This is a genomic window from Duganella sp. CF402, assembly GCF_900109645.1.
GTDB lineage: Bacteria > Pseudomonadota > Gammaproteobacteria > Burkholderiales > Burkholderiaceae_D > Rugamonas.
Genome location: NZ_FOBG01000004.1, coordinates 120209 through 142623, shown reverse-complemented (window position 1 = coordinate 142623; position 22415 = coordinate 120209). Strand labels below are relative to the sequence as shown.

Below are 22415 nucleotides of genomic sequence, written 5' to 3'. Positions count from 1 at the left end.
CTAAACTTCTGCGCCGGGACTACCGAATACGAATACTCATCAAAGGTAAATTAATGAAATCGAAGTTGCAATTGATCGTTGCCGCAGCCTGCGTAGTGGTGCTGACCGCCTGCGGCGGCGGCGCCAAGACCACCACCGCCGTGGTGGTGCCGCAACCGGACTACAAGCTGACCACCACCGTGGTCGGCACCGGCCTGACCGCTGAGGCGGGCGATACCGTGACCGTCCACTACGTGGGTTACCTGTATGACTCGACCAAGACCGACGGCAAGGGCTCCAAGGTGGAGAGCTCGATCGACGCCGGCGCACCGCTGACCGGCACCGTCGGCGTGGGCGCGCTGCCATCGTCGTCGCTGCCGGCAGCCGGCTGGGACCAGGCGCTGCTGGGCATGCAACCGGGCGGCAAGCGCACCGCCGTGCTGCCGGCCAACCTGGCCTACGGCGCCGGCACGCGCGAGGCGGTCAAGGTCAACGGCATCGAGTATCCAGCCATCCTGGCCAACTCGGCGATGGTGTATGACTTTACGCTGGTCAGCGTAGCCAAGGCCGTGACCATTCCGAATGTCCCGCCGCCGACCGTGACTACGATCACGGAAGTTACCGTGGGCACCGGCGCCACCGCAGTTGCCGGCAAGACCGTCAGCGTGACCTACACCGGCTGGCTGTATGATGGCACCCGCGCCAACCGCAAGGGTTACCAGTTCGATTCCAACGTCACCAGCACCACGCCTCTGACGTTCACCTTGGGCAGCACCGTGATTGCCGGCTTCACCACCGGCGTGACCGGCATGCAGGTGGGCGGCAAACGCACCGTGATCATCCCGCCGGACCAAGGTTACGGCGCCACCGCGCAAACCAATTCGAGCGGCGTGGTGACGATTCCCGCCAACTCGACCCTGGTGTTCGATATCCAGCTGAACGCGGTGAACTAAGCGTGCACTGATCGATACCAGCTAAAAAAGGCAGCCTCGGCTGCCTTTTTTTTACGTCCGCAGGATTTGCGCCGGCGCCATGCGCATGGCCGACCAGGTGTGGCGCGCGGTGGCGGCTGCCGTCACCAGCAGCGCCAGCGCCAGCGCGATCGGCGGCGCCCACGCGCCCAGCGGCGCATGCTCGGCAAACGGCGCCTGGTAGCGCGCAATCGCCAGCCATGCGGGCGGCAGCGCGATCAGGGCCGCCGCCGCGATCAGCAGCAGGAATTCCCGGCCGACCAGCGCGGCAATCGCCACGCGGCCCGCACCATGCAGCTTGCGCAGCACGATTTCGCGCGCCCGCTGCTGCACGCTGTGCGCGGCCAGCACGTAGATGCCGAATGCGGCCAACAGCAGCACTACCAGCGTGGCGCAGGCCAGCAGATGCGCCAGCCGCACATCGTCGGCATAGGCCAGCGCGTAGAAGCTGGCGGCGCTGCGGATTACCGCTGGCTGGGCCGGGAAGTAACGCTGCCAGACGGCGGCGATGGCCGGTTCCACGTCCGCGCGCGCGCCGCTGAGACGCAGCGTGAACAAGCCGCTGTCATGCGATATCTGGTACATGGTCGGCCGCACCGGATCGCGCAGCGTGTCCCAGCGCAGGTCCGGGACTACGCCCACCACGCGCATTTGGGTGCCGTTGATGCGCTGGCCGACGGCCTGCTGGGCGGACCTGAAACCCAGCGCCGGCACGGCCGCCGGGTTGAGCACCACGCTTTGCTCGCCAGCCTGTTTTTCGCGTTCGTCGAAAATGCGGCCTGCCAGCGCGGTCACACCGTAGACCTTGAAGAAATCCGCACCGACCTTCTGCACCGACATCGCCACGCTGCTGCCGTCCGTGCGCTCGACGGTCTGGCTGCCATGCGTGCCGGTGTGGTCGTCGCGGCCCGGCACGTTGCGGCTGTCGGTGACGGCGGCCACGCCGGGCAGCTGCGCCAGCGCGTCGCGCAATGCATCGGCCGGCGGCTGATCGAGCGCGATCGGCATGTCCACTACCAGCAGCGGCGCCGGATCGAAGCCGGGCGATAATTCGGCGGCAAACTCAGTCTGCCACAGCACCGCCAGCGCCACGCTGCCCATGCCGATGGCGGCGCTGAACTGCACGGCAGTCAGTGCGCGCCGCAGCCACGCGCCGCCGGCGGTTTCGCCGCTGCGCTGGGCCAGCGTGGCGCGCATGTCGACGCCGCGCGCCAGCCAGCCCGGATACAGTCCCGCCGCCGCGCCGACCAAGGCGCCGAAGGCCAGGCAGGCTGCCACCGCTGCTGGCGTCAGCAAGCCGTCGAGCGGCCGTTGTAGCAGGTCGGAGGCCAGCGGCAGCAGCAGCCACGCCAGCAGCACGCCCAGCGAGGCGGCGGCGATGGTCAGCAGCATGGCTTCGGCCATGAATTGCGTCAGCAACTCGCGCGTGTTCGCGCCCATCACGCGGCGCACGGCGATCTCGCGCTGACGGCGCTGCGCGCGCACCGTCGCCAGGTTGATGTAGTTGACCACCGCCAGCAGCAGGATCAGCAAGCCCGCCGCTCCAAGCGCCAGCACCATGCGCATGTCGCCGCGCGGCCCGCTGCCCATTGTGTTGGCAACGCTGCGGTCGAAGTAGGCGTCGGCCAGCGGACCGAGGCCGATGTCGACCATCTTGCGGCCGCCCAGGGCCAGCTTCATTTCCGGGGTTGCCATGCTGGCCCACGGCGCGGTATCGATTACACTTTGCAGCGCGGCTTGCAGCACTTGCGGCGCGGCGCTGGTCTTCACGTAGATGCGGCCGTTGATGCCCATCCAGTTGGAAAGCACCTGCTGCCGCTCCTGTTCCGTCCACAGCGCGCTGCCGATGCCGACCAGCGCGCCGAACTGCATGGTGCTGTTGGTCGGGCGATCCGGCAGGATGGCGCGCACTTGCAAGGTTTGACCGTCGATCAGAGCAGTGCGTCCCAAGGCATCGGCGCGGCCGAACCATTGCAGCGCTGCTTGCCGCGTCAGCGCCACGCCGTCCGGCTGCGTGAGTGCTTGCCGCAGATCGCCTTCGGCCGCACGCAGCCCGGCGATCTGCTCAAACACAGGGTCGACTGCGGTGATATCGACCATGCGTACCGCGCCATCCTGTGTCATAGCCGCATGGGTAGGCCACCACGCGCTGGCTTGCAGCGGCACGCCGCTGTTCAGCGCTACCGCACGCAGCGCGAACGGCGTGTACTCCAGCCATTGCGGTTGCGGGATGAAGTTCAAGCGGTGCTTGATGACGTACACCTGCTCGCGCTGCGGCACGTCCTGGTCGTAGCTGAACGAGTACTGCACAAACGCCAGCAGCACAAAACACACCGCGAAGCCGGCCGCGAGGCCGAGCAGTTCAACCGCAGTGTTGAGCGGATGGCGCAGCAGCAAACGCCAGCCGATGCGGAAGTCGCGCAGCATCATGCTGCTTGCAGCGCATCAACCATCACGCGGCCGTCCAGCAGGTTGAGGGTGCGCGAGGCTTGCGCGGCGTGGTCGGGCGAGTGGGTGACCATGACCACCGTCGTGCCTTCGGCGTTGATCTGGCGCAGCAGGCGCATGACTTCATCGCCGTGGGCGCTGTCGAGATTACCGGTCGGTTCGTCGGCCAGCAGTACGGCGGGGCCGGACACCAGCGCGCGCGCAATCGCCACGCGCTGCTGCTGGCCGCCGGACAGTTGCGACGGGCGGTGCCCTGCGCGGTGGCCGACACCGAGCTTGTTCAGCATCGCCGTCACACGCTCGCGCCGTTCGCGCGCCGGCGTGCCGTTGTACTCCAGCGCCAGTTCCACGTTTTCAAACACGGTCAATTCTTCGATCAGGTTGAAGCTCTGGAAAATGAAACCAATGCGCCCGCGCCGCAGCTTGTTCAGTTGCGCCTCGCTCCAGCCGGCCACGTCCTGGCCTTCGAACCAGTACTCGCCGCGTGTCGGCACGTCCAGCAGGCCGAGGATGCCGAGCATGGTCGACTTGCCGCAGCCGGACGGGCCGGTGATGGCGACGTATTCGCCTGCCTCGATATGCAAATCGACGCGGTCCAGCGCCGTGGTCTGGATTTCTCCCGCTTGGTGAATTTTGCTGACGCCGACGAGTTTGAGCATGTGTATGTGCCTCTGTGTGGAGTAATGAAAGGTTACTGCGTAATTTGCAGCCGTGGTGAATTTCCGTAGGCGCCGTAGCTGGACAGGATTACTTTGTCGCCCGCCGTCAGGCCATCCAGTACTTCGACCTGGCTGTTGTTGCGGCGGCCGATGCGCACCGCGCGACGTTCGGCCTGGCGGCCCGTCGCGTCGAGCACATAGACCCACGCGCCGCCGCTGTCGTTGATGAAGGCGCCGTTGGGCAGCAGCAGGGCGCTGGCCGGTTCGCCCAGCGTGATACGCGCGTCCAGGCTCTGGCCGGGATTGAGCACCGGCGGCTGTCCTTGTGTGAACACCAGTTCGACAGTGAAGCGGCCCTGCTTGATCTGCGGGTAGATGGTGCCGATATCGGCGGCGTAGCTGCGGCCGTCCTGCTGCACGCTGGCGTGACGGCCGACCGCCATGCGGTTCAGGTAGAACTCGTCCACACTGGCGGATAGCTTGAAGCGCAGCGGATCGTCGATGCGGCCGATGTTCTTGCCGGTGGCGATGGACTCGCCCACTTGCAGGTGGAAGTTGGTCAGGCGGCCGTCGGCCGGCGCACGCACGGCCAGCGCATCGACCGTGGCGGCCACCAGTTTGAGGCCGGAGTTCAGGCCGTGGATGGCAGCTTCCAGCTGCTGCCCGGCGTGGTCGCGCACGCGTAACTCGGCAGCGGCGGCCTGCTGTTCCTGCCGCAGCGCTCGCTGCTGCTGGGCGAGGCGGTCCGCTGATTCTTCCAGCGCCACAGTGGAGATGTAGCCCTGCGCCGCCAGCCTGACGTTGCGCGCGTGCTGCTTACTAGCTTGGTCGATGGCGAATTGCAGATCGTCGAGACGGCGCTGGTGCTCGCTGGCGCTGGCCTCCTGCGACACGCGCAGGTTGGACAGGTTGAAGATGCTTACCGCATGCTCGGATTGTCGCGCCAGCAGTTCGAGATTGCGCTGCGGGTTGGAGATGCGGAACAGCAGCTGGCCTTTCTTCACCAGCGCGCCGTCGGTGGCGACCACTTCTTCCACGCGGCCGGATTCCACCGCATCGAGAATGATGGAGTTGAGCGGTTCGGCGCTGGCGCGCACGATCACTTCGTCGACGAACACGCCGCGCGTGGCGACGCCGGTGCGCAGGTCGGCGCCGTCGACTTGCAGGCCGCGCGGCATCCAGGACCACAGCGCGTAGGCTGCAGCCGCCAGCGCAAGCAGCGTCGCCGCGACGATAGCCACGCGCTTGCCGCGACGGCGCGGGATCTTCACGTCCATCGTGGCGCCGTCATGCGGCGTGGCCTGTTCAAATTTTTTTTTGATGTGCATGCAGGCCATACTGCAAACGCTGTGCCATAGCGAAAAGCGGGGTTTTGCAGGTGTGAGTGTTCATTTCCGGACAGTGGGTGCTGTTCGCTTGCGGACAGCCGCCGGAAGTGGGCGTTTACAGCGCTTGGACGGCTGCTAGAATGGCCGCATGTCTGCCTATATCCTGATCCTTGATGACGATGCCGATGTGGCCACCGCCGCGCAATTGCTGCTGCGGCGGCGCTATGGGCAGGTGGCCACCTTGTGCGATCCGGTGGGCTTGCCTGCGCTGCTGGCGCGCGGTGTGCCGGATGTGGTGCTGCTGGACTTGAATTTCACGCCAGGCAGTATCAACGGCGCGGAAGGCTTGGCGCTGCTCGATGTGCTGCGCGCGCAGTCGCGCCCTCCCGCCGTGATTGCGATGACGGCGTATGCCGATGTCCCGCTGGCGGTGGAAGCGCTCAAGCGCGGCGCCGGCGATTTCATCACCAAGCCGTGGGATAACGCACGCTTGATCGCGGCGGTTGATCAGGCGCTGGCGCGGCGCGAATCGGTGCGCGGCGGTGCGACGGGTTCGCCGGAGTTGATGGGCAGCTCGCGCGCCATGCAGGAGTTGAAGGCCTTGATCGCCAGCGTGGCGCCGACCGAGGCCAATGTGATGGTGCTCGGCGAGAACGGCGTCGGCAAGGAGCTGGTGGCACGGGCGATTCATGCGGCATCGCGGCGGGCCGCAGGGACGATGCTGGCGGTGGATATGGGGGCGTTGCCCGAGTCGACGTTCGAGAGCGAGTTGTTCGGGCATCGCAAGGGTTCATTCACGGATGCGAAGGCTGACCGGGCGGGGCGCTTCCAGGCCGCGCGCGGCGGTTCGCTGTTTTTGGATGAAATCGGGAATATGCCGTTGGCGGCGCAGGCCAAATTGTTGACGGCACTGGAGCGGCGCGAGGTGACGCCGATCGGTGCGGACAAGCCGGAGTCCATCGACGTGCGCATCATCAGCGCGACCAATCTGGAAGAGGCGCGCTTGTTCGATCCGTTGGTGTTCCGGGCGGATTTGCTGTTTCGCTTGAATACGATCGTGATCCGCGTGCCGCCGTTGCGCGAGCGGCGTGAGGATGTGCCGCTGCTGGTGCAGCATTATCTGAAGCTGTATGAGGCGCAGTATGAACGGCCGGCGCGCAACCTGAGCGCGGTGGCGATGGATGCACTGCTGCGGCACGATTGGCCGGGCAATGTGCGCGCGCTACGCCACGCGTGCGAGCGGGCAGTGATCCTCGGGCAGGGCGCGGAATACGCGATCAATGATTTCGGCCTTGCCGCCGCCAATGCGGCCACGGCCGTCGCCGTCGCACCGGTCGGCACGATCACTGTCGCGCCGCCCGTGACCGCGCCTGCCGCCAGCACCAGCGGCGACCTGACGCTGGACGCCATCGAGCGGGCGGCGATTGCGGCGACGCTGGCGCAGTTCAACGGCAATATCAGCCACGCGGCCAAGACGCTGGGCATCAGCCGCGCCGCCTTGTACCGCAAGCTGGGCAAGCATGGCATCTGAGCGCGCGCTCAAGCTGGGTGTGGCGGCTAGTGTGGCTGGCCTGATGGCGCTGTCCATTGCTGCCGACGTGCTGTCGCCAACGCCCGAACCGCGCCGCATGGTCCTGTGCGGCCTGCTCGCCATCGTGCCCGCAAGTCTGCTTTGGCAATGCCTGCGCCGCCTCGCTCCGCGCGCACCGCACATGGAGCGCGCTGACGACCGCGCACCAGCCGCACCGGGCGCACTGGCCGACGCCATACTCGCGCTGGAAGCCCGCCTTGAACACGCGCCAATCGCACTATTCCGCATCGAGCATGCGAGCGGCGCGGGCGCGGTGTCGCCGCTCAACGCCAGCGCGCGGCGCCTGACAGCGCCCGGCCGCGCCATCGCGCCGCAGGAACTGCATCAACTGCTATCTGCACAAGCCACCGGCCAACGCCAGCTAGTCAGCTTCGACACCGAACGCGGCGCCGAGCGCGCGCTGGTCGCCGTCTCCGCGCTGACCATGCAGGGCTCCGCCCAGCGCCTGGCCGCGCTGATGCCGGTGGAAAGTGAACTGGAAGCCGAAGCCCTCAACGCCTGGCGCGAACTGGTGCAAGTGCTGACCCACGAAATCATGAACTCCCTGACGCCGGTGGCTTCGCTCTCGCGCACCGCCTGCAGCCTGCTGGATGAAGCCAGCGCACAGCTACCGCAAGATATCCACGCAGACCTCAACACCGCGCTGGACGCCATCACAAGACGCGCCGCCAGCCTGGTGGATTTCGTCAGCAGCTACCGCAGCCTGTCCACCGTGCCGCAAGCGCAGCCGCAGCGTGTGCTGCTGGAAGAATTATTCGATCGCCTGAAGGCGCTGCTGGAACCGCAATGGCAGGACCGGCTCACCTTCTCGGTCGAACCGGCGTCGCTGGAAGTGATGATCGACCCCGGCCAGCTGGAACAAGCCCTGATCAATCTTCTGAAGAATGCTGCCGAAGCAGGCAGCCACGCGCAAGTAAGTGCGCGCCTGAGCCGGGGCGGCCGCCTACGCATAGAAGTGGCGGACGATGGTCCCGGGGTGCCGGAAGCATTGGCCGCGCACATCTTCACGCCATTTTTCTCAACCAAAAAACAGGGCAGGGGAATTGGACTGGCGATGGTGCGCCATCTGGTGCACGCCAACGGCGGCACCGTGCGCTACGCACGCGCGGTCGGCGCCGGCGCGCGTTTTATCCTGACGTTTTAAGCCGCACCATGTCGACGTGCATGATGCCGTCTTCATCGTAAGGATCGGTCACCGTCTGGAAACCAAAGCTGCCGTAGAATTTTTCCAGATGCGCTTGCGCGCCGATGCGGATATCCCAACCCGGATGCAGTTTTTCCGCCAGAGGAATCGCCTTGGCCAGCAGTTCGCGGCCAACGCCGGAGCCGCGACCAGCTTGCGTGGTCAGCACGCGGCCGATCGACATCTCATCAAACTTCACGCCCGGCGGCACCACGCGCAGGTAAGCCACCAGCGTGCGCTGGCCGTCGATCTCGCGCCATCCCATCAGGTGATGGCAGACCGGATCGGCGCCGTCGATGTCGGGATACAAACAGGTTTGTTCGAGGATGAAAACGGCCTGGCGCTGACGTAGTACTTCGTACCAGTCAGCGCGCGGGACATCATCAAAAGCCAGCCAGTGCCACTCAATCATTGCTTCTCTCGCTAGGGATCAAAGCAATGATTGTAAGTGAAATTACAGAATGGTCAGTTTGACGTCGATGTTGCCACGGGTGGCGTTCGAGTAAGGGCACACGATGTGGGCTGCGGCCACCAGTTTTTCGGCGGTAGCGCGGTCCAGGCCTGGCAGCGAGATCTTGTGTTCCACTTCGATGCCGAAGCCGGTTGGGATCGGGCCGATGCCGACCGAGGTTTCCACCGACAGGTCCGCCGGCACGGCGATCTTGTCGCGGCCGCCAACGAATTTCATCGCGCCGATGAAGCAGGCAGCGTAGCCCGAAGCGAACAGCTGTTCAGGGTTGGTGCCTTCGCCGCCGCCGCCGCCCAGTTCTTTCGGGGTGCTCAGTTTCACGCTCAGTTTGCCGTCCGACGAAGCGGATTGGCCTTCGCGGCCGCCGGTGGTTTTAGCGTGTGCGGTGTACAGGACTTTTTCGATCGACATGATATTTCCTTTCAGTGAGTGAGGTACATCTAAGTACAGCATGAGTTTAGTTGACTATTCAATCGCGCGCTATCTACCGTACGGTATAACTAGCTTGCTAATTTACTACAGTCTGCGCTGTTTGCAGCGCCCATGTACGTACTATACATAGTGTGCGATCTAATAGCAAGCGATATTTGTAAGAATTTGTGAACGTGAAAAATCGCCGGTCGCAGCATTGCCTCATTCACGCTCATTAATAGCCGGTTCATCGCAGGGGCCACCGTACCCATGCAGTTCTTTTTATAGTGCAGTTCATTGTCATCTTGTTGAAAGATAAACTGCATGAGCATACCTGTTCACAACCTCAACCTGATCGGGCAGGTCGCCGATGGCGGCGGGGCCATCCTTTTGACGCTCGGATTATCGGTACTGTTCCTTGCCGTCACGATCGAGCGCTTGCTGCATTTCCGCGCCTGCCACGTCGTGCCAGACGGCCTGATCGAGCGTGTCAAACCGCTGTGGGCAGCGCAGGAATTCGGCAAGCTGCAACAGCTATTGGCCGGCCAGGACAGCACTCTGGCCCGCGTGATTGCCTACGTGGTCCAGCATCGGCATCACGGATACGCCGTCGTCAGCAGCGGTGCCGGTGAGATCGCGTCGGTGGAATTGCGCCGCCATCAGCAAAAAGCGTATGCGCTGTCGATCGTGGCGACGGTGGCGCCGATAGTCGGCTTGCTGGGTACGGTGGTGGGCATGATCGAAGCATTCCATGTGATTGCCTTCGCGGATGGCATGGGCAATCCGGCCCTGCTGGCGGGCGGCATTTCGAAGGCCTTGATCAATACCGCTTGCGGCCTGTGCGTCGCGCTGCCGGCACTGGCCATGCATCACTTCTTCAAACATCGCCAGACGCTGTTTGGCTTGACGCTGGAAAGCAAGGTCAGCGATCTCATCAACGAATGGTTCCTTGGGAGCGATGCACCTCCGCAGCATCTGCACATGGTGTCCCATGCGAATTAAGTCAGGCGAAGAGGAGCAGCCCGAAATCGGCCTGATCGCGCTGATCGACTGCATTTTCTTCTTGCTGATGTTCTTCATGGTGGCGACCTCGTTCAAACAGCCCGCGCCGTTGAAAAAGCAGGCCGAGTTGCCGGTTTCCCTGCCGCTCTCCCAGCTGAGTCTCGAACCGAATGAAGCCGGGCCGGCGCCGCTGGTCATCGGCGTTGACAGGGACGGTCAGTTGTTTCTCGACGGTGCGCCGGTGTCGACCCAGGTCCTGCACGGGCGCCTCAAGCTGGAAGCGGCTGCCGATCCCGGACGCCGGGTGCGCATCGATGGCGACCAGTCCGCCAAGTATCAGGACATCGTGCACGTGCTTGATCTGTGCCAGTTCGAGCGGTTGACCAATATCGCCATGCACACGCGGAGCGCAAATTGATGCTGCCCGCACGGATCGCCGAGCTCAGCAAGCGGCTGATCTTCATGCAGGTGTCGCTGGTGGCACATGCTGTGCTCATTGCGCTGTGCTACTACGTCGGTTCGTATCGGGTCGAGATGGCGCGGCAGCAGGAGCTGGTGCGCGATGGTGCGGAGTTATCAAAGCAGTCGAGCATGCAAAAGCAAGTGCTGGATATGCAGCAGATCAACGACTTGCTGGAGCAGAGCGGCCATGCAGCTTCCTCTCCTCCCGATGAGCAGACCAACTTCAGCGCCACTTCGCTGCCGAAAGCGCCAGCCGAATTGCTGGGCCAAGCCAGAAAGTTGTCGATGTCTATCGCCGAGGTGGAGCGGGGTCTCAAAGCGGGCGAGTTGGCGCGCATCGACGGGATCTCGAAGGAGCAAGCGTTGAAGCAGCTTGATGCCCCGGCCCCGGCCCCAGCGCCAGTGGAGGCGGCGACGCCAGAACAGCTGGCGGCTGAAATCGCGCAGCTTGAACAGCGTGCACGCGCATCGCTGGCGCAACGGCAGCAGGAGCTCCAACGGCGGATGAACGGGGTGGCGATCACCCCTCCGGAGCCCCCGGCGGACCCCGCAGACAGTGGCGGCCGGCGCGCCGACGCCGTCCGGCGTGGCCCCAGCGGGGACGAGGTCAAAGATGGTGTGGCTGGCACGACGCCAGGCCGCGAGGAAGGCGAGATGGCCGACCGGATCGCCAGGTTTATCAATAGTGACATTGCGCTGCCCCCTGATCCCTCCCAGCACTATTACCGTGACGGCGAGCGTATCTTCAATCCTGGGCGTGGCCAGATTCCGACGGTCAACGCCGCCGCCATGCACAAAGGCGCCGGCCGTATGCTGGGCCGTGACGGTACGTTCGCCAACCGCATCTACGTCAACAGCTGGTATCTGATCGGGCCGTTTGAAGGAAAACATGGCAGCGCGCTGTTTTCCAACTATCGCTATCCGCCCGAGGATGGTGTGGTGCTGGATGCGGTTTATCGCGGCAAGGACAATCGCCTGCTCAAGTGGCAATACATCAGCGCTGACAGCTATCCGCTGGTGCCACCCGATTTCGCCGAAGACGCCGTGTACTACGGTTATACCGAACTCATGCTGGATCGTGACCAGTACCTGACGCTGTGGTTGGGCGCAGACGACGACGCCCGGGTATGGCTCAACGACGAACCGGTCTGGGTGGGCGGCAACATCAACAAGACCTCGTTCTGGCGCGACCTGTACGATACGCAGAACACCTATGCGCGCGACTTCAACATGACCGAGGGTAAACGCACCGTACATTTCAAGAAAGGCCGCAACAAGCTATTTTTCAAGTTGGCGAACGGCCCCTCACGCACGTTTTTCTCATTGGTGCTGACGAAATAAAAAAAACCGGGAACTGCAAGCAGTCCCCGGCAAAAAGGCCAGTTATGGGTACCCGGCCCCCCGTGGTGTTACCGGTTAGAACTTGTAGGCGGCGGTCAGGTAGAAAGTACGGCCCAGCGGGTCGGTGTAGCGGCCATCGTAGCCAACCTGGTTGCCGCCGCCGCTGTTGCGGGTCGACAGCGGTGGGTCCTGTGCCAGCAGATTGCGGATACCGGCGGTCAGGGTCAGGTTTTTGATGTAGTTCAGCTTGGCCTGGTAGTCGACCGTGGTGTACGACTTGACGTCGCGCTGCATGTCGACTGCGGCGCCCAGGCTGCCGTCGGCATTGACTGCCACCACCGGACCTTCGGCGTCGTGGTAGCCGGAACGGTAGCTCACGGTCAGCGAGTTGGTCAGCTTGTCCGAGGACTTCAGTGCGAAATTGACGCGGCTGATCAGTCGGAACACCACATCGTTGTACGAGTCGAAGCGGCCGATCGATTGCTCGACACCGCTGCCCGGCACATCCTGCTCAGCCTTCAGCATATAGGTGCCGGACCAGTTGATGGCCAGCTTGCCCAGCGGCGTGGCGCTCTTGAAGGTGCTGTCGAAGTCGATACCACGGTAGTGCGAGCTGGCCAGGTTGACCGGGGTCATGGTCGCCACCAGCACCTTGCTCTTCTGGATCGGGTCGTAGTACACCGAGATGTACTTGTCGGCCAACGCCGGGGTGGTGAAGATCTGGTCTTGCGACAGGGTGCGGATCTGGTTGCGCAGTTTCACATCCCACAGGTCCACACCCACCGACAACGCGGTGAACGGTTCCCAGCGCACGCCCAGCGAGGCCTGCTTGGACTCTTCCGCTTGCAGCGAGCCGTTGCCCTTGAGTGGGTTGCCGGCGGTCAGCAGGCCATACTCCGATTCGCCCGGTTTGCAGTAGATGTAGCGCGGATCGCTCGGCTTGGTGATCGGGCAGGCGTAGTTGTTCGACGAACCGCCGTTCTTGAGCGGATCGGCCACGTCGTTCATGGTCGGCGCCTTGAAGCCGCTGCCATAGGAACCGCGCACCAGCAGCGCCTGGGTCGGCGTGTAGCGGGCCGACAACTTGTAGGTGGCCTTGGCCAGATCTTCGCCTACTTTGCCCGCCTTGCTCGGCACGCCGTTGATGTCGTAGCTGGTGTTGTGCTTCTCCACCGCCTCGTAGCTGTCGTAGCGCAGCGCGCCAGTCACTTCGAGGTTTTTCATGACCGGCATCAGCAGCTCAGCAAAGCCGCCCCAGCTCTTGCGGGTGGCATCCAGCGCTTGCGAGCCGGTGCCGCCGCCGATTTCCGTATCGGTCCAACCCGGATTGCCGGGGCCGGGGCCTTGGGCGATCAGCGATGGCTCATCCTGATACGATTGGCGGGTGAAGTCCGCACCCACGCCCAGCGCGGCAGGACCGCCCGGCAGCGCGAACACTTCACGCGAGCCGTGCACGCCGGCCACGTCGATCTTGGAACGGGTGGTGTCGAGCACCTGGCGCAGCACGGCCGGCGCCAGCAGCGATTTCGCGTTGTCGCTGACGATGAACGGGTTGTAGGCGCCGGTGCGCACCAGTTCTTCGAAGGCGTTGCCGCTCATGTAGCCGGCCAGCGCGGTGTCGGTCTGCTTGTTTTGCGAGTGGGTGTAGGCCGCATTGATGTCCCAGCCGGCATAGTGGCTGTCGACGCCAACCACGAAGTGGGCGGCATCGGTGCGGTATTCATCGGTACGGCCGCCGGCGTCGGCGCCGCGATAGTTGAAGGTGACGTCGGTCACGTCAGCCGCATTGATGCCCAGCTTGGACAGCAGCGGCACCACCGACTTGTTGTAGGCGCCGATGTAGGCCGGGTTGATGGTCTTGGTGTGGGTTTCCGGATCGGTGGTGAACACCGTCAGCGGCTGGGCCGCCGGGGCGTAGCGCGCCGTATTGCTGAACTTGGACAGCACCAGTTCGCTGAACAGGTTGGTGTCCTGGTTGAGGCGCAGGGTGCCGTTGGCGAACACGCTGTCGCGCTTCAGTTCCGGCAGCAGTTGCACGGTGGCGGCGTAGTCGTAGCGGCAGGCGTTGCCGCGCACGAAGGTATTGGCAGCGGTGCACTTGCCGTTGGTCAGGTAGTCGGCCGAGAACTGCGCGCTCTTGGCCGGCGATTCCACCAGCAGGTTGGCCGGGTTGGAGTTGATACTGGTCTGGTTGATCGCGTACTGCTTGCCATCCTTGGTGAACTTGCGGATGCCGGACTTGGAGAACTCGCGCTGGTTGGCGTTCAGTTCCTTCTGCTCGTCGTGGCTGTAGGCCAGCATGACGTTGTAGCCGTCCTGTTCCAGGTCGCCAAAGCCCTTGGAAATGTTGAAGTTGGAGCTGCGGCCGCCCGATTTTTCCGGGGTCGTAAAGGTGCCCTCAATGGTCAGGTCCTGGCGGTTTTTCTTCAGGATGAAGTTGACCACGCCGGCAATCGCGTCCGAGCCGTACAGGGTCGAGGCGCCGTCGGTCAGGATTTCCACGCGCTCCACGGCAGACAGCGGAATGCTGGCCAGGTTGACCGCGCTGCCGGTGCCGTAAGGCGCCATGCGGCGGCCGTTCAGCAGCACCAGGGTGTAGGCGGTGCCGATGGCGTGCACCGACGCCGTCTGCACGCCGCCGCCGCCGCCGTTGACCGAGGCGGAGGAGGTGATAAAGCCCTGCATGGCCGGCAGCAGCGCCACGAGGTCGGCCACGTTGGTGGCGCCGGTCTGGTCGATATCGGCGCGGCTCAGGCTTTGCACCGGCAGCGAGCCTTCTTGTGCGATACGCTTGATCGACGAGCCGGTGACTTCCACACGTTGAATGGTAGCGCTATCCTGAGCCATCGCAATCGGCGCAAAAATGCCCAGGCCAATGGCCAGGCTGCCCGAAAAAATGCTGCGCAGCGAATGGGACAGTATGGTTTCTTTCATCATCTACGGATTTCCTTTTTATGATTTCAATCTCCCATCTGGCCACTTTTGACGACCTTGGGATCGGCCAAAGTATGGTTTAGTATGTTTTTCGGGAGTAGTCGCCAATCACCGCAACAGGAATTCGGAAAAGCAGAACAATCATGAAACTTGAAGGTATCGCTACCTTTGTAGAGGTAGCAGACAGTGGCTCGCTGAGCGAAGCAGCGCGGCGCATGCGCATCTCGCGCTCGGTCGTCAGCGAGCGTTTGGCGGAGCTTGAGCGTGCACTTGGCGCAACACTTTTGCAGCGGAGTACCCGTAAACTGTCCTTGACCGAGGATGGATCGGCCTTCCTCGGGCGTGCGCGCCGCATCGTGTGCGAGGTGCGGCAAGCGCAGACCGACCTGGCCGAACGGCGCGGCGAGCTGACCGGGCCGCTGCGCATTTCGGCCCCGGTGACCTTCGGGCGCATGCATCTGGGGCCGGCGTTGTATAAATTTCTCGACCAGTACCCGGACATCCAGCTGACGCTGGATTTGAACGACCGCCGCGTGGACGCCACGTCGGACGGCTTCGACGCCATCATCCGCAACGGCCCGATTGCCGATTCCTTCCTGGTGGCGTGGCAGCTGGCGCCCAGCCCGCGCTACCTGGTGGCGTCGCCGGCTTATCTGGAACGCCACGGCACGCCAATCAACCTGCAGGAGTTGGCCGAGCACCGCGGCATTTTCTACACCAATCGCGGCACCGCCGACTGGCGCTTCGTCGACGGCGAGCAAGCCTACGTGGTGCAGGGCGACAGGGGCCTGGTGCTCAACAATGGCGACATGATGTGCGACGCCGCTATTGCCGGGCTGGGCATCTCGCTGCTGCCGGCCTTCATCTGCGGCCAGGCGCTGAAGGAGGGCACGCTGCGCAAGATCGATGTCGGCATGCAGGCCGAGCCGGAATTCATCTACATCGGCCACCCGCACGGCCGCAAGCCGTCGGCCAAATTGCGCGCGCTGGCGGCCTGGCTGAAAGACGCCATCGGCAGCCCGCCGTATTGGGATAGTTGAACTTCTCAATTGAGAATGATTCGCATTAATGGTAAGATAATGCGCATCTTTCCCTCATTCCCGCCTTTTCATGTTCCGTCCACTGCCGCTGTGTCTCGCCCTGTCCGCCGCCTTTCCTGCGTTTGCGCAAGATGAGCAAGTCCTGCAAGCCGTCAAGGTGACGGCCGCGCGCGCCGACGGCTTTGCGCCGAAGACGGTGGAGGCCGGCAGCTTCCGTGGCGCCGACATCATGGACGTGCCGTCCACCGTCAACGTGGTCACGCGCGAGGTGCTGGAACTGCAGGCGGCCGGCGGCCTGTACGATGCGCTGCGCAACACCGCCGGCGTCACGCGCCAGCAGAACGGCGGCGAGACCTGGGACCAACTGGTGATCCGTGGCATCGCGGTGGAGAACCGCACCAACTACCGCCTGAACGGCTCGCTGCCGATCATGAACTTCTCGCAGGTGCCGATGGAAGACAAGGAGCGGGTGGAAGTGCTGAAGGGCGCCACCGCGCTGTACTACGGCTTCACCTCGCCGGCCGGCGTGGTCAACTTCGTCACCAAACGCGCAGGTGCGAAGCCGGTCACCACGCTTGGCATGACGGTGGACCAGAACGGCAGCGCGGTCGCCACTGCCGATGTGGCGCGCCGCTTTGGCGAGCAGCAGCAGGTCGGCGTGCGCGTCAACGCGGCCGGCGGCACGCTTGGTTCTTATCTGGACAACGTCGGCAACGGCAACCGCAAGTTCGCGTCGGCGGCGCTGGACTGGCGCGTCAACGCGCGCCTGCTGCTGAAAGCCGATCTGGAATACGACCAGCGCCGCGTCACCGAGCAGGCAGGCATTGCGCTGCCGACCGCCGTCAACGGTGCGATCACGCTGCCGGTGGCGGTCGATCCAAAACGCCTGATCGGTCCGGACTGGGCCAAGTTCGATGCGACCACCCAAAACCTCCTGCTGCGCGCCGATTACGCGCTCACGGATGACTGGGCCGTGACCGTGGAGGGCGGCCACTCCGAAACCGCGCGCGACCGCGCACTGGCCATCTTCCGCCTGACGAATGCCGCAGCGCTGGCCACCGGCGCGGGGCGCATCACCGGCAACCTGCAGCACAGTGTGGTGGACTCGGACATGCTGCGCGCCGAACTGGCGGGCACCGTGGCGACCGGCCCGGTGCAGCACGACCTCACCTTCGGCGCAACCCGCACCGACAAGGGACAGGACCCGATCTATCAAGCCAACTACACGATCGCCGCGCAAAACCTGTACAACCCGGTGGCCATCACCAGCTACACCGTTGGCGCTTATCCCAGCGCGCCAACCACGGCGGAACTGTCGTCGCGCGATAGCGGCGTCTATGCGATCGACCGCCTGACCTTCTCGCCGCACTGGCAAGCGGTGGCCGGCGTGCGCAGCGTGCAGTATCGCAGCGACCAGGGAACGAACCACTATGACGTCAGCAAGACCACGCCGATGGCGGCGCTGATCTACAAGCTGGATCAGGATATGTCGTTCTACGCTTCGTCCTCGCAAGGGCTGGAAGAAGGCGAGACTGCGCCGACCGGCAGCGCCAACGTGGGCGTGCGCATGGCGCCGGGCGTCAGCCGCCAGAAGGAACTCGGCGCGCGCTGGCGCGTGGACGGCGGCACGCTGGTGCAGGCCGCGCTGTTCGACATCAGCCGTCCGGGCTACTACACCAACAGCGCCAATGTGTTCACTGCGGATGGCGAGCAGCGTTATCGCGGTGTGGAGCTGTCGGCGCAGGGCAAGCTGACGCGCGCGCTGTCGTGGCAAGCGTCGGCGCAGTGGCTCGATCCTGAATTCCGCCACATCAATGCGGACTACAACGGCAAGCTGCCGGAGAACGCCTCCAGACAAACCGGCAGCGCCTTCCTGTCGTACGAACTGGCGTCGGGCGTCTCGCTCAACGGCGGCGCGTATTACACTGGCCGCCGCCCGGTCAACGATTTGAACCAGGCCTTCCTTGGCGGCGTGACGCTGTTCAGCGTCGGCGGGCGCTACGCCGTCAACAACATGGTCTGGCAGCTCAACGTCGATAACGCGGCGGACAAGCGCTACTGGGCTGGTGCTGGCACGCGCCTCGCGTCCGGTGCGCCGCGTTTGATTAAACTCAGTGTGAAGGTCGATCTGTGAAGAAGCTCTGGTTCCAGCTGCATTGGTTTGTCGGCATTACCGCCGGCACGGTCCTGATGGTGATCGGCCTGACCGGCGCCACGCTTGCGTTCCGCGAGCAGATTCTGGACGCGCTCAATCCCGGCGTGCGCAACGTCTCTGTGCAAAATGCGCAGGTGCTGGGGCCGCAGCAAATCATGCTGGCGGCGCGCGCGGCCAAGCCGCACGAACGCATCACCAGCATTACCTTCTACGATACGCCGGGTTCCAGTGCGCGCGTTGGCATTGCGCCGGCGCCGGGCCAGCGCAAGGGCGAAACGATTTATCTCAATCCCTACACCGGCGCCCTGCTGCCGGAACTGGCGGGCGAGGATTTCTTTGAATGGGTCGAACAGCTGCACCGCTTCCTGCTGCTGCCGCGCGATCCGGGCAAGATGGTCAGCGGTACGCTGGCGTTCTGCCTGATGGGGCTTGCACTGACCGGCTTGTATCTGCGCTGGCCGCGCCGCGTGTGGGACTGGCGCACCTGGCTGACTTTCGATGTGCGCATGAAGGGCCGCTCCTTCCTGTGGGGGCTGCATTCGGCGGTGGGCACCTGGGTGATGGTGGTGTTCCTGATGTTCACCGCGTCGGGCGTATACTGGGCCTTCGATCCGATCCGCGACATGGCGGATGGCTGGATGGGCACGCTGCGTCCGCCGCGCGAAGCGGCTGCGGCCAAGCCGAAAGCGCCCAAGTCGCCGAAAGCGGAAACGCCCGATCTGTCGCCGGGCTGGGAGACGTTCAAGAGCAATGCGTCGAATTGGCAGATGGCCCTCCTGCGCGTGCCCGAGCGCGCCGCGCAGCCGCTGCAAATCCTGTGGGTTGCCAAGGATGCGCCGCATTTGCGCGCACGCAGCAGCATGTCGCTCGACCAGCAGACCGGCGTGCTACTCAAGCATGAGCTGTATGCCGACAAGCCGCTCGGCGCGCGCTTCCAGACCACCATTTATCCGCTGCACTTGGGGACTTACTTCGGCGTGGCAGGACAACTCATCGTCTTCATTGCTGCGCTGGCGCTGCCGGGCTTTGGCATCACCGGCTGGATGCTGTATCTGAACCGCCGCAAACAGAAACGCATTGCGCGTGCCGAGCGCGCGCAGTTCAGCGCCTCGGCGCCGGCGGGCGATCATGATGATCCGGTGCTGATGGCCTACGCCAGCCAGACCGGCCAGGCCGAGCGCCTGGCGCTGCAAAGCGCGGCGGCCTTGCGCAAGGCTGGCGTGGCGGTGCATGTGCATTCGCTGGAAAAACTGACGCCGCCGCAGCTGCGCGAGTATCGTCGCGCATTGTTTGTCGCCAGCAGTTTCGGCGACGGTGAACCGCCGGACAGCGCGCGCCGCTTTAGCCGTTTGCTGCAAGCGGCTAAGCAGGAATTGCAGCATCTGCAGTACGCGGTGCTGGCGCTGGGTGACCGCAATTACACGCAGTTCTGCGGCTTCGGCCACACGCTGGATCAGCGATTGAGTTTCCTCGGCGCGCAGCCGCTGCATCCGATTGTGGAAGTGGACAACGGCGATGCCGGCGCGTTGGCGCGTTGGGGCAGCGCGTTGCGCGCGTTGATGGGCGGCGATGATAGTGAGGTTGCGCTGAACGCCGCCGCTGCGGATGGCGAGTACACCAGCTGGCGCCTGATGGGCCGCATCCTGCTCAATCCCGGCAGCATTGGCGAGCCTTTGTACGAGATCACGCTGCATGGCGAGATTGGCGCGGGCTGGCGTCCGGGTGCGCTGGTGGATATCTGGCCGGGGCATTACGGCAGGGACGCAACGCCGCGCCGCTATTCGCTGGCATCGATAACGCAGGACGGCTGCATGCAGCTGGTGGTGCGCAAGGTGAATGGCGGGCTGGCGTCGGGCTGGCTGACGGCGCAAGCGGCCATCGGCGACGAGGTGCGTTTGCGGCTGGTGGCGAATCCGTCGTTCGATGCGTATCCGGTGCCGGCGCCGGCGATCTACATCGGCAATGGCTCGGGCATCGCGGGCTTGCGTTCGCACCTGCGCGAGCGGGTACGTGACGGCGCGCAGCGCAACTGGCTGATTTTCGGCGAGCGCCAGCAACAGTACGATGCGGTTTGCGCGGAAGAGATCCAGGATTGGCGCGCACGCGGCTTCCTGCCGGAGCTGGACCTGGTGTATTCGCGCGACGTCAGCGGCGGCGGCTACGTGCAGGACCGCATGCGCGAACGCGCCGACACGCTGCGTGCATGGATCAATGACGGTGCGGTGATCTACGTCTGCGGCAGCCAGCACGGCATGGCCGGCGGCGTCGACGACGCGCTGGCCGACATCATCGGCCGCACCCAACGGGATCAACTGGCGGAAGAGGGCCGTTACCGGCGCGATGTATACTGATTTGAACTAAACGACAGGAGCTGCAATGATGCGTAAGTTTCTCCCTCTGGTTCTAGTTGTAATCACGGCCGCTGCGGCGGCCGATCCTTTGTCCGACATGGACGCCGCCATCCGTAAGGGCGACTTCAAGCAAATCACCAGTGTCCTCATCTCGCAGGACGGCAAGCTGGTACACGAATCCTATTTCGACAACGACGGCGCCGAAGGCCTGCGCAACACGCGCTCGGTCGGCAAGAGCGTCACCGATATGTTGGTGGGGATTGCGGTCGACCAGGGCAAGTTGAAACTCAGCTCGCAGGTGTTCGGCTACTTCCCTGACAAGCATCCGGTGCGCTATCCCGATCCACGCAAGGAAAAAATCACGGTCGAAGATTTCCTCACCATGAGTTCCCTGCTGGAGTGCGATGACCAGAACCAGTTCTCGCGCGGGAACGAGGAAGCCATGTATTTGCTGGAGGACTGGACCCAGTTCGCAATGGACCTGCCGATACGTGGCTTTCCCGACTGGGTCGCCAAGCCGAAAGATTCGCCGCACGGCCGCAGCTTCTCCTACTGCACCGCCGGCCCCACCATGCTCGGCCCCGTGCTGGAAAAAGCCACCGGCGAAAAAGTCGACCAGTTTGCGGCGCGCTTGCTGTTCGGTCCACTGGGCATCACGAAGCTGAAGTGGCAGTACACGCCGACCGGCCCGGCCATGACCGGCGGCGGCCTGGGGCTGCGCAGCCGCGACTTGCTCAAGCTGGGAGAACTCTATCTGAACAACGGCGTGTGGGAAGGCAAGCGCGTGGTATCGGCCGAATGGGTCAGGCAATCGCTGTCGCCACACGCGCAGGTGGATGAGGATACCGACTATGGCTATCTCTGGTGGCTCAAGCGCTTCAAGCAGGACGGGCAAGTCTGGCGCACCGCCATGATGTCCGGCAGCGGCGGCAACAAGGTAGTGGTGTTGCCGGAGCAGCGTGCGGTGGTGGTCATCACCACCACCAACTTCCAGGTGCGCCAGCCGCACGCCATCAGTGAAAAGCTGCTGACGGACTACGTGTTCAAAGCGCTGTCTCGTAACCTTCCAGCACGTTGACCACGTTCACTCCGAGTTCTTTCACCGCATAGCCGCCTTCGAAGATGAAGGCGGTCGGCTTGCCCAGCCACGCCAGGCGTTCGCCGATTTTCAGATAGTCCGCGCTTTGCAGCGCGAAGCGCGACAGCGGATCACCCGCAAACGTATCCACGCCCAGCGACACCACCAACGCATCCGGAGCAAAGCTGCCGATGCGGACGCAGGCCGTCTCCAGCGCCGCGAACCACGCCTGCACGCTGCTGCCCGCCGCCAGCGGCAGATTCAGGTTGTAGCCATGCCCCGCGCCTTCGCCACGTTCATCCGCATGCCCAAGATAAAACGGATACTCGTTGCGCGGATCCGCATGAATCGAAACGAACAGCACATCATCGCGATTGTAGAAAATGCTCTGCGTGCCGTTCCCGTGGTGGTAGTCGATATCGATGATGGCGACTTTGCGTGCGCCGTCATCGAGCATGTGCTGCGCCGCCAGCGCGGCATTATTCAGGAAGCAGTAGCCGCCGAAAAAATCCGCGCCAGCATGGTGGCCCGGCGGACGGCTCAACACAAACGCGCCGCGCTCACCAAGACGCAAGGCGTGCGCCGCGTTCACCGCGCAATCGGCGCCGGTCTTGGCGGCGGTCCAGGTGCCGGCGGTCAGCGGCGTGCCGCTGTCCATCGAATAAAGGCCCATGCGGGCGGCAAAGTTCTCCGGCTCGATATCGCTGCGCAGCGTGCGCACCGGCCACACCGACGGAAACGCATCCTTCTGCGCATTGGCCGGATCCAGCGCCACCCATTCGTTCCACGCACCGCGCAGGAAGTGCAGATAGCGCGGCGTGTGGATGCGTTCCAGCGACATCAGCGGCACGCCGTGCGGCGTGACGATCTTGCCTAAGCCTCGCCGTCCCAGCTCCGCCAACACCGAATCGGCACGCTCCGGCTTTTCAAAGCAGGGCACCTGCTCGCCACGAAAGAACTCGTGGCGGCCGCGATGCTGCGCGTGCTGTTCGTTGTAGAAGGTGAGCATCGGG

Annotated in this window: 17 protein-coding genes; 10 read left to right on the top strand and 7 right to left on the bottom strand. The window is 64.1% G+C overall.

All coding sequences use genetic code 11. The features are described 5' to 3' along the window. Window positions 1-53 precede the first annotated feature (53 nt). Entirely contained in the window at window positions 54-932 is an 879-nt protein-coding gene (locus BMZ70_RS24940) for an FKBP-type peptidyl-prolyl cis-trans isomerase (RefSeq protein ID WP_092280621.1), read from the top strand. 51 nt (window positions 933-983) lie between these two features. Here BMZ70_RS24940 and BMZ70_RS24935 read toward each other — a convergent pair whose 3' ends face one another. Genes BMZ70_RS24935 through BMZ70_RS24925 form a run of 3 tightly spaced genes read right to left on the bottom strand, consistent with a single transcriptional unit; the run spans window position 984 to window position 5385 of the window. Beyond that, entirely contained in the window at window positions 984-3380 is a 2397-nt protein-coding gene (locus tag BMZ70_RS24935; RefSeq protein ID WP_092280619.1) for an ABC transporter permease, read from the bottom strand. Continuing rightward, entirely contained in the window at window positions 3377-4057 is a 681-nt protein-coding gene (locus BMZ70_RS24930) for an ABC transporter ATP-binding protein (protein ID WP_092280617.1), read from the bottom strand. The genes BMZ70_RS24935 and BMZ70_RS24930 overlap by 4 nt, the downstream gene beginning before the upstream one ends. Window positions 4058-4089: 32 nt before the next feature. Continuing rightward, window positions 4090-5385 (bottom strand): efflux RND transporter periplasmic adaptor subunit, encoded by a 1296-nt coding sequence (locus BMZ70_RS24925; RefSeq protein ID WP_229205585.1) that lies wholly within the window; start codon window positions 5383-5385, stop codon window positions 4090-4092. A 148-nt stretch (window positions 5386-5533) separates the two neighbouring features. Between BMZ70_RS24925 and BMZ70_RS24920 the strand changes: the two genes are divergently transcribed. Together BMZ70_RS24920 and BMZ70_RS24915 are read left to right on the top strand one after the other, a co-directional pair. Next, window positions 5534-6916: a sigma-54-dependent transcriptional regulator gene (locus BMZ70_RS24920; protein WP_092280615.1), complete on the top strand. Its 1383-nt coding sequence runs from the start codon at window positions 5534-5536 to the stop codon at window positions 6914-6916. Then, complete coding sequence (locus BMZ70_RS24915; RefSeq protein WP_092280613.1) at window positions 6906-8120, top strand: sensor histidine kinase; 1215 nt, start codon at window positions 6906-6908, stop codon at window positions 8118-8120. The genes BMZ70_RS24920 and BMZ70_RS24915 overlap by 11 nt, the downstream gene beginning before the upstream one ends. Here the strand turns inward: BMZ70_RS24915 and BMZ70_RS24910 are convergent. Together BMZ70_RS24910 and BMZ70_RS24905 are read right to left on the bottom strand one after the other, a co-directional pair. Next, entirely contained in the window at window positions 8104-8571 is a 468-nt protein-coding gene (locus tag BMZ70_RS24910) for a GNAT family N-acetyltransferase (RefSeq protein WP_092280611.1), read from the bottom strand. The genes BMZ70_RS24915 and BMZ70_RS24910 overlap by 17 nt on opposite strands. Window positions 8572-8613: 42 nt before the next feature. Next, window positions 8614-9039, bottom strand: coding sequence for an organic hydroperoxide resistance protein (locus BMZ70_RS24905; RefSeq protein WP_092280609.1), 426 nt, complete (start codon window positions 9037-9039; stop codon window positions 8614-8616). Window positions 9040-9363: 324 nt separating this feature from the next. Here BMZ70_RS24905 and BMZ70_RS24895 point away from each other — a divergent pair, with 324 nt between their 5' ends. Genes BMZ70_RS24895 through BMZ70_RS24885 form a run of 3 tightly spaced genes read left to right on the top strand, consistent with a single transcriptional unit; the run spans window position 9364 to window position 11844 of the window. Next, a complete protein-coding gene (locus tag BMZ70_RS24895; RefSeq protein ID WP_092280605.1) occupies window positions 9364-10041 on the top strand; it encodes a MotA/TolQ/ExbB proton channel family protein in 678 nt (225 codons plus the stop codon). Beyond that, window positions 10031-10459, top strand: coding sequence for an ExbD/TolR family protein (locus BMZ70_RS24890; protein WP_165403576.1), 429 nt, complete (start codon window positions 10031-10033; stop codon window positions 10457-10459). Before BMZ70_RS24895 ends, BMZ70_RS24890 begins: the two co-directional genes overlap by 11 nt. Then, complete coding sequence (locus BMZ70_RS24885) at window positions 10456-11844, top strand: hypothetical protein (RefSeq protein ID WP_130301014.1); 1389 nt, start codon at window positions 10456-10458, stop codon at window positions 11842-11844. The genes BMZ70_RS24890 and BMZ70_RS24885 overlap by 4 nt, the downstream gene beginning before the upstream one ends. 75 nt (window positions 11845-11919) lie before the next feature. Here the strand turns inward: BMZ70_RS24885 and BMZ70_RS24880 are convergent, their stop codons facing one another. Then, window positions 11920-14781, bottom strand: a complete 2862-nt coding sequence (locus tag BMZ70_RS24880; protein ID WP_092280599.1) for a TonB-dependent receptor domain-containing protein — start codon at window positions 14779-14781, stop codon at window positions 11920-11922. Window positions 14782-14921: 140 nt separating this feature from the next. Here BMZ70_RS24880 and BMZ70_RS24875 point away from each other — a divergent pair, with 140 nt between their 5' ends. The 4 genes from BMZ70_RS24875 to BMZ70_RS24860 all read left to right on the top strand — a co-directional run bounded on the left by BMZ70_RS24875 (window position 14922) and on the right by BMZ70_RS24860 (window position 21402). After that, on the top strand, window positions 14922-15818 hold the full coding sequence (locus tag BMZ70_RS24875; protein WP_229205584.1) for a LysR family transcriptional regulator: 897 nt from the start codon (window positions 14922-14924) through the stop codon (window positions 15816-15818). Window positions 15819-15888: 70 nt separating this feature from the next. Then, the gene (locus tag BMZ70_RS24870; protein ID WP_092280595.1) at window positions 15889-17952 is read left to right on the top strand and encodes a TonB-dependent siderophore receptor; all 2064 of its coding nucleotides are present in this window, start codon (window positions 15889-15891) and stop codon (window positions 17950-17952) included. Then, on the top strand, window positions 17949-20324 hold the full coding sequence (locus BMZ70_RS24865; RefSeq protein WP_092280593.1) for a PepSY domain-containing protein: 2376 nt from the start codon (window positions 17949-17951) through the stop codon (window positions 20322-20324). Before BMZ70_RS24870 ends, BMZ70_RS24865 begins: the two co-directional genes overlap by 4 nt. Before the next feature lie 25 nt (window positions 20325-20349). Continuing rightward, on the top strand, window positions 20350-21402 hold the full coding sequence (locus BMZ70_RS24860) for a serine hydrolase domain-containing protein (RefSeq protein WP_207231564.1): 1053 nt from the start codon (window positions 20350-20352) through the stop codon (window positions 21400-21402). On the opposite strand, the gene BMZ70_RS24855 is transcribed toward BMZ70_RS24860, so the two are convergent. After that, the gene (locus BMZ70_RS24855; RefSeq protein WP_092280589.1) at window positions 21368-22411 is read right to left on the bottom strand and encodes a histone deacetylase family protein; all 1044 of its coding nucleotides are present in this window, start codon (window positions 22409-22411) and stop codon (window positions 21368-21370) included. The genes BMZ70_RS24860 and BMZ70_RS24855 overlap by 35 nt on opposite strands. Window positions 22412-22415: the final 4 nt, after the last annotated feature.

Bases quoted from the DNA above. Each gene is read 5' to 3' on its own strand.
- BMZ70_RS24940 (WP_092280621.1), top strand. From the start codon at position 54: ATGAAATCGAAGTTGCAATTGATCGTTGCCGCAGCCTGCGTAGTGGTG.
- BMZ70_RS24935 (WP_092280619.1), bottom strand. From the start codon at position 3,380: ATGATGCTGCGCGACTTCCGCATCGGCTGGCGTTTGCTGCTGCGCCAT.
- BMZ70_RS24930 (WP_092280617.1), bottom strand. From the start codon at position 4,057: ATGCTCAAACTCGTCGGCGTCAGCAAAATTCACCAAGCGGGAGAAATC.
- BMZ70_RS24925 (WP_229205585.1), bottom strand. From the start codon at position 5,385: ATGCACATCAAAAAAAAATTTGAACAGGCCACGCCGCATGACGGCGCC.
- BMZ70_RS24920 (WP_092280615.1), top strand. From the start codon at position 5,534: ATGTCTGCCTATATCCTGATCCTTGATGACGATGCCGATGTGGCCACC.
- BMZ70_RS24915 (WP_092280613.1), top strand. From the start codon at position 6,906: ATGGCATCTGAGCGCGCGCTCAAGCTGGGTGTGGCGGCTAGTGTGGCT.
- BMZ70_RS24910 (WP_092280611.1), bottom strand. From the start codon at position 8,571: ATGATTGAGTGGCACTGGCTGGCTTTTGATGATGTCCCGCGCGCTGAC.
- BMZ70_RS24905 (WP_092280609.1), bottom strand. From the start codon at position 9,039: ATGTCGATCGAAAAAGTCCTGTACACCGCACACGCTAAAACCACCGGC.
- BMZ70_RS24895 (WP_092280605.1), top strand. From the start codon at position 9,364: ATGAGCATACCTGTTCACAACCTCAACCTGATCGGGCAGGTCGCCGAT.
- BMZ70_RS24890 (WP_165403576.1), top strand. From the start codon at position 10,031: ATGCGAATTAAGTCAGGCGAAGAGGAGCAGCCCGAAATCGGCCTGATC.
- BMZ70_RS24880 (WP_092280599.1), bottom strand. From the start codon at position 14,781: ATGATGAAAGAAACCATACTGTCCCATTCGCTGCGCAGCATTTTTTCG.
- BMZ70_RS24875 (WP_229205584.1), top strand. From the start codon at position 14,922: ATGAAACTTGAAGGTATCGCTACCTTTGTAGAGGTAGCAGACAGTGGC.
- BMZ70_RS24870 (WP_092280595.1), top strand. From the start codon at position 15,889: ATGTTCCGTCCACTGCCGCTGTGTCTCGCCCTGTCCGCCGCCTTTCCT.
- BMZ70_RS24860 (WP_207231564.1), top strand. From the start codon at position 20,350: ATGATGCGTAAGTTTCTCCCTCTGGTTCTAGTTGTAATCACGGCCGCT.
- BMZ70_RS24855 (WP_092280589.1), bottom strand. From the start codon at position 22,411: ATGCTCACCTTCTACAACGAACAGCACGCGCAGCATCGCGGCCGCCAC.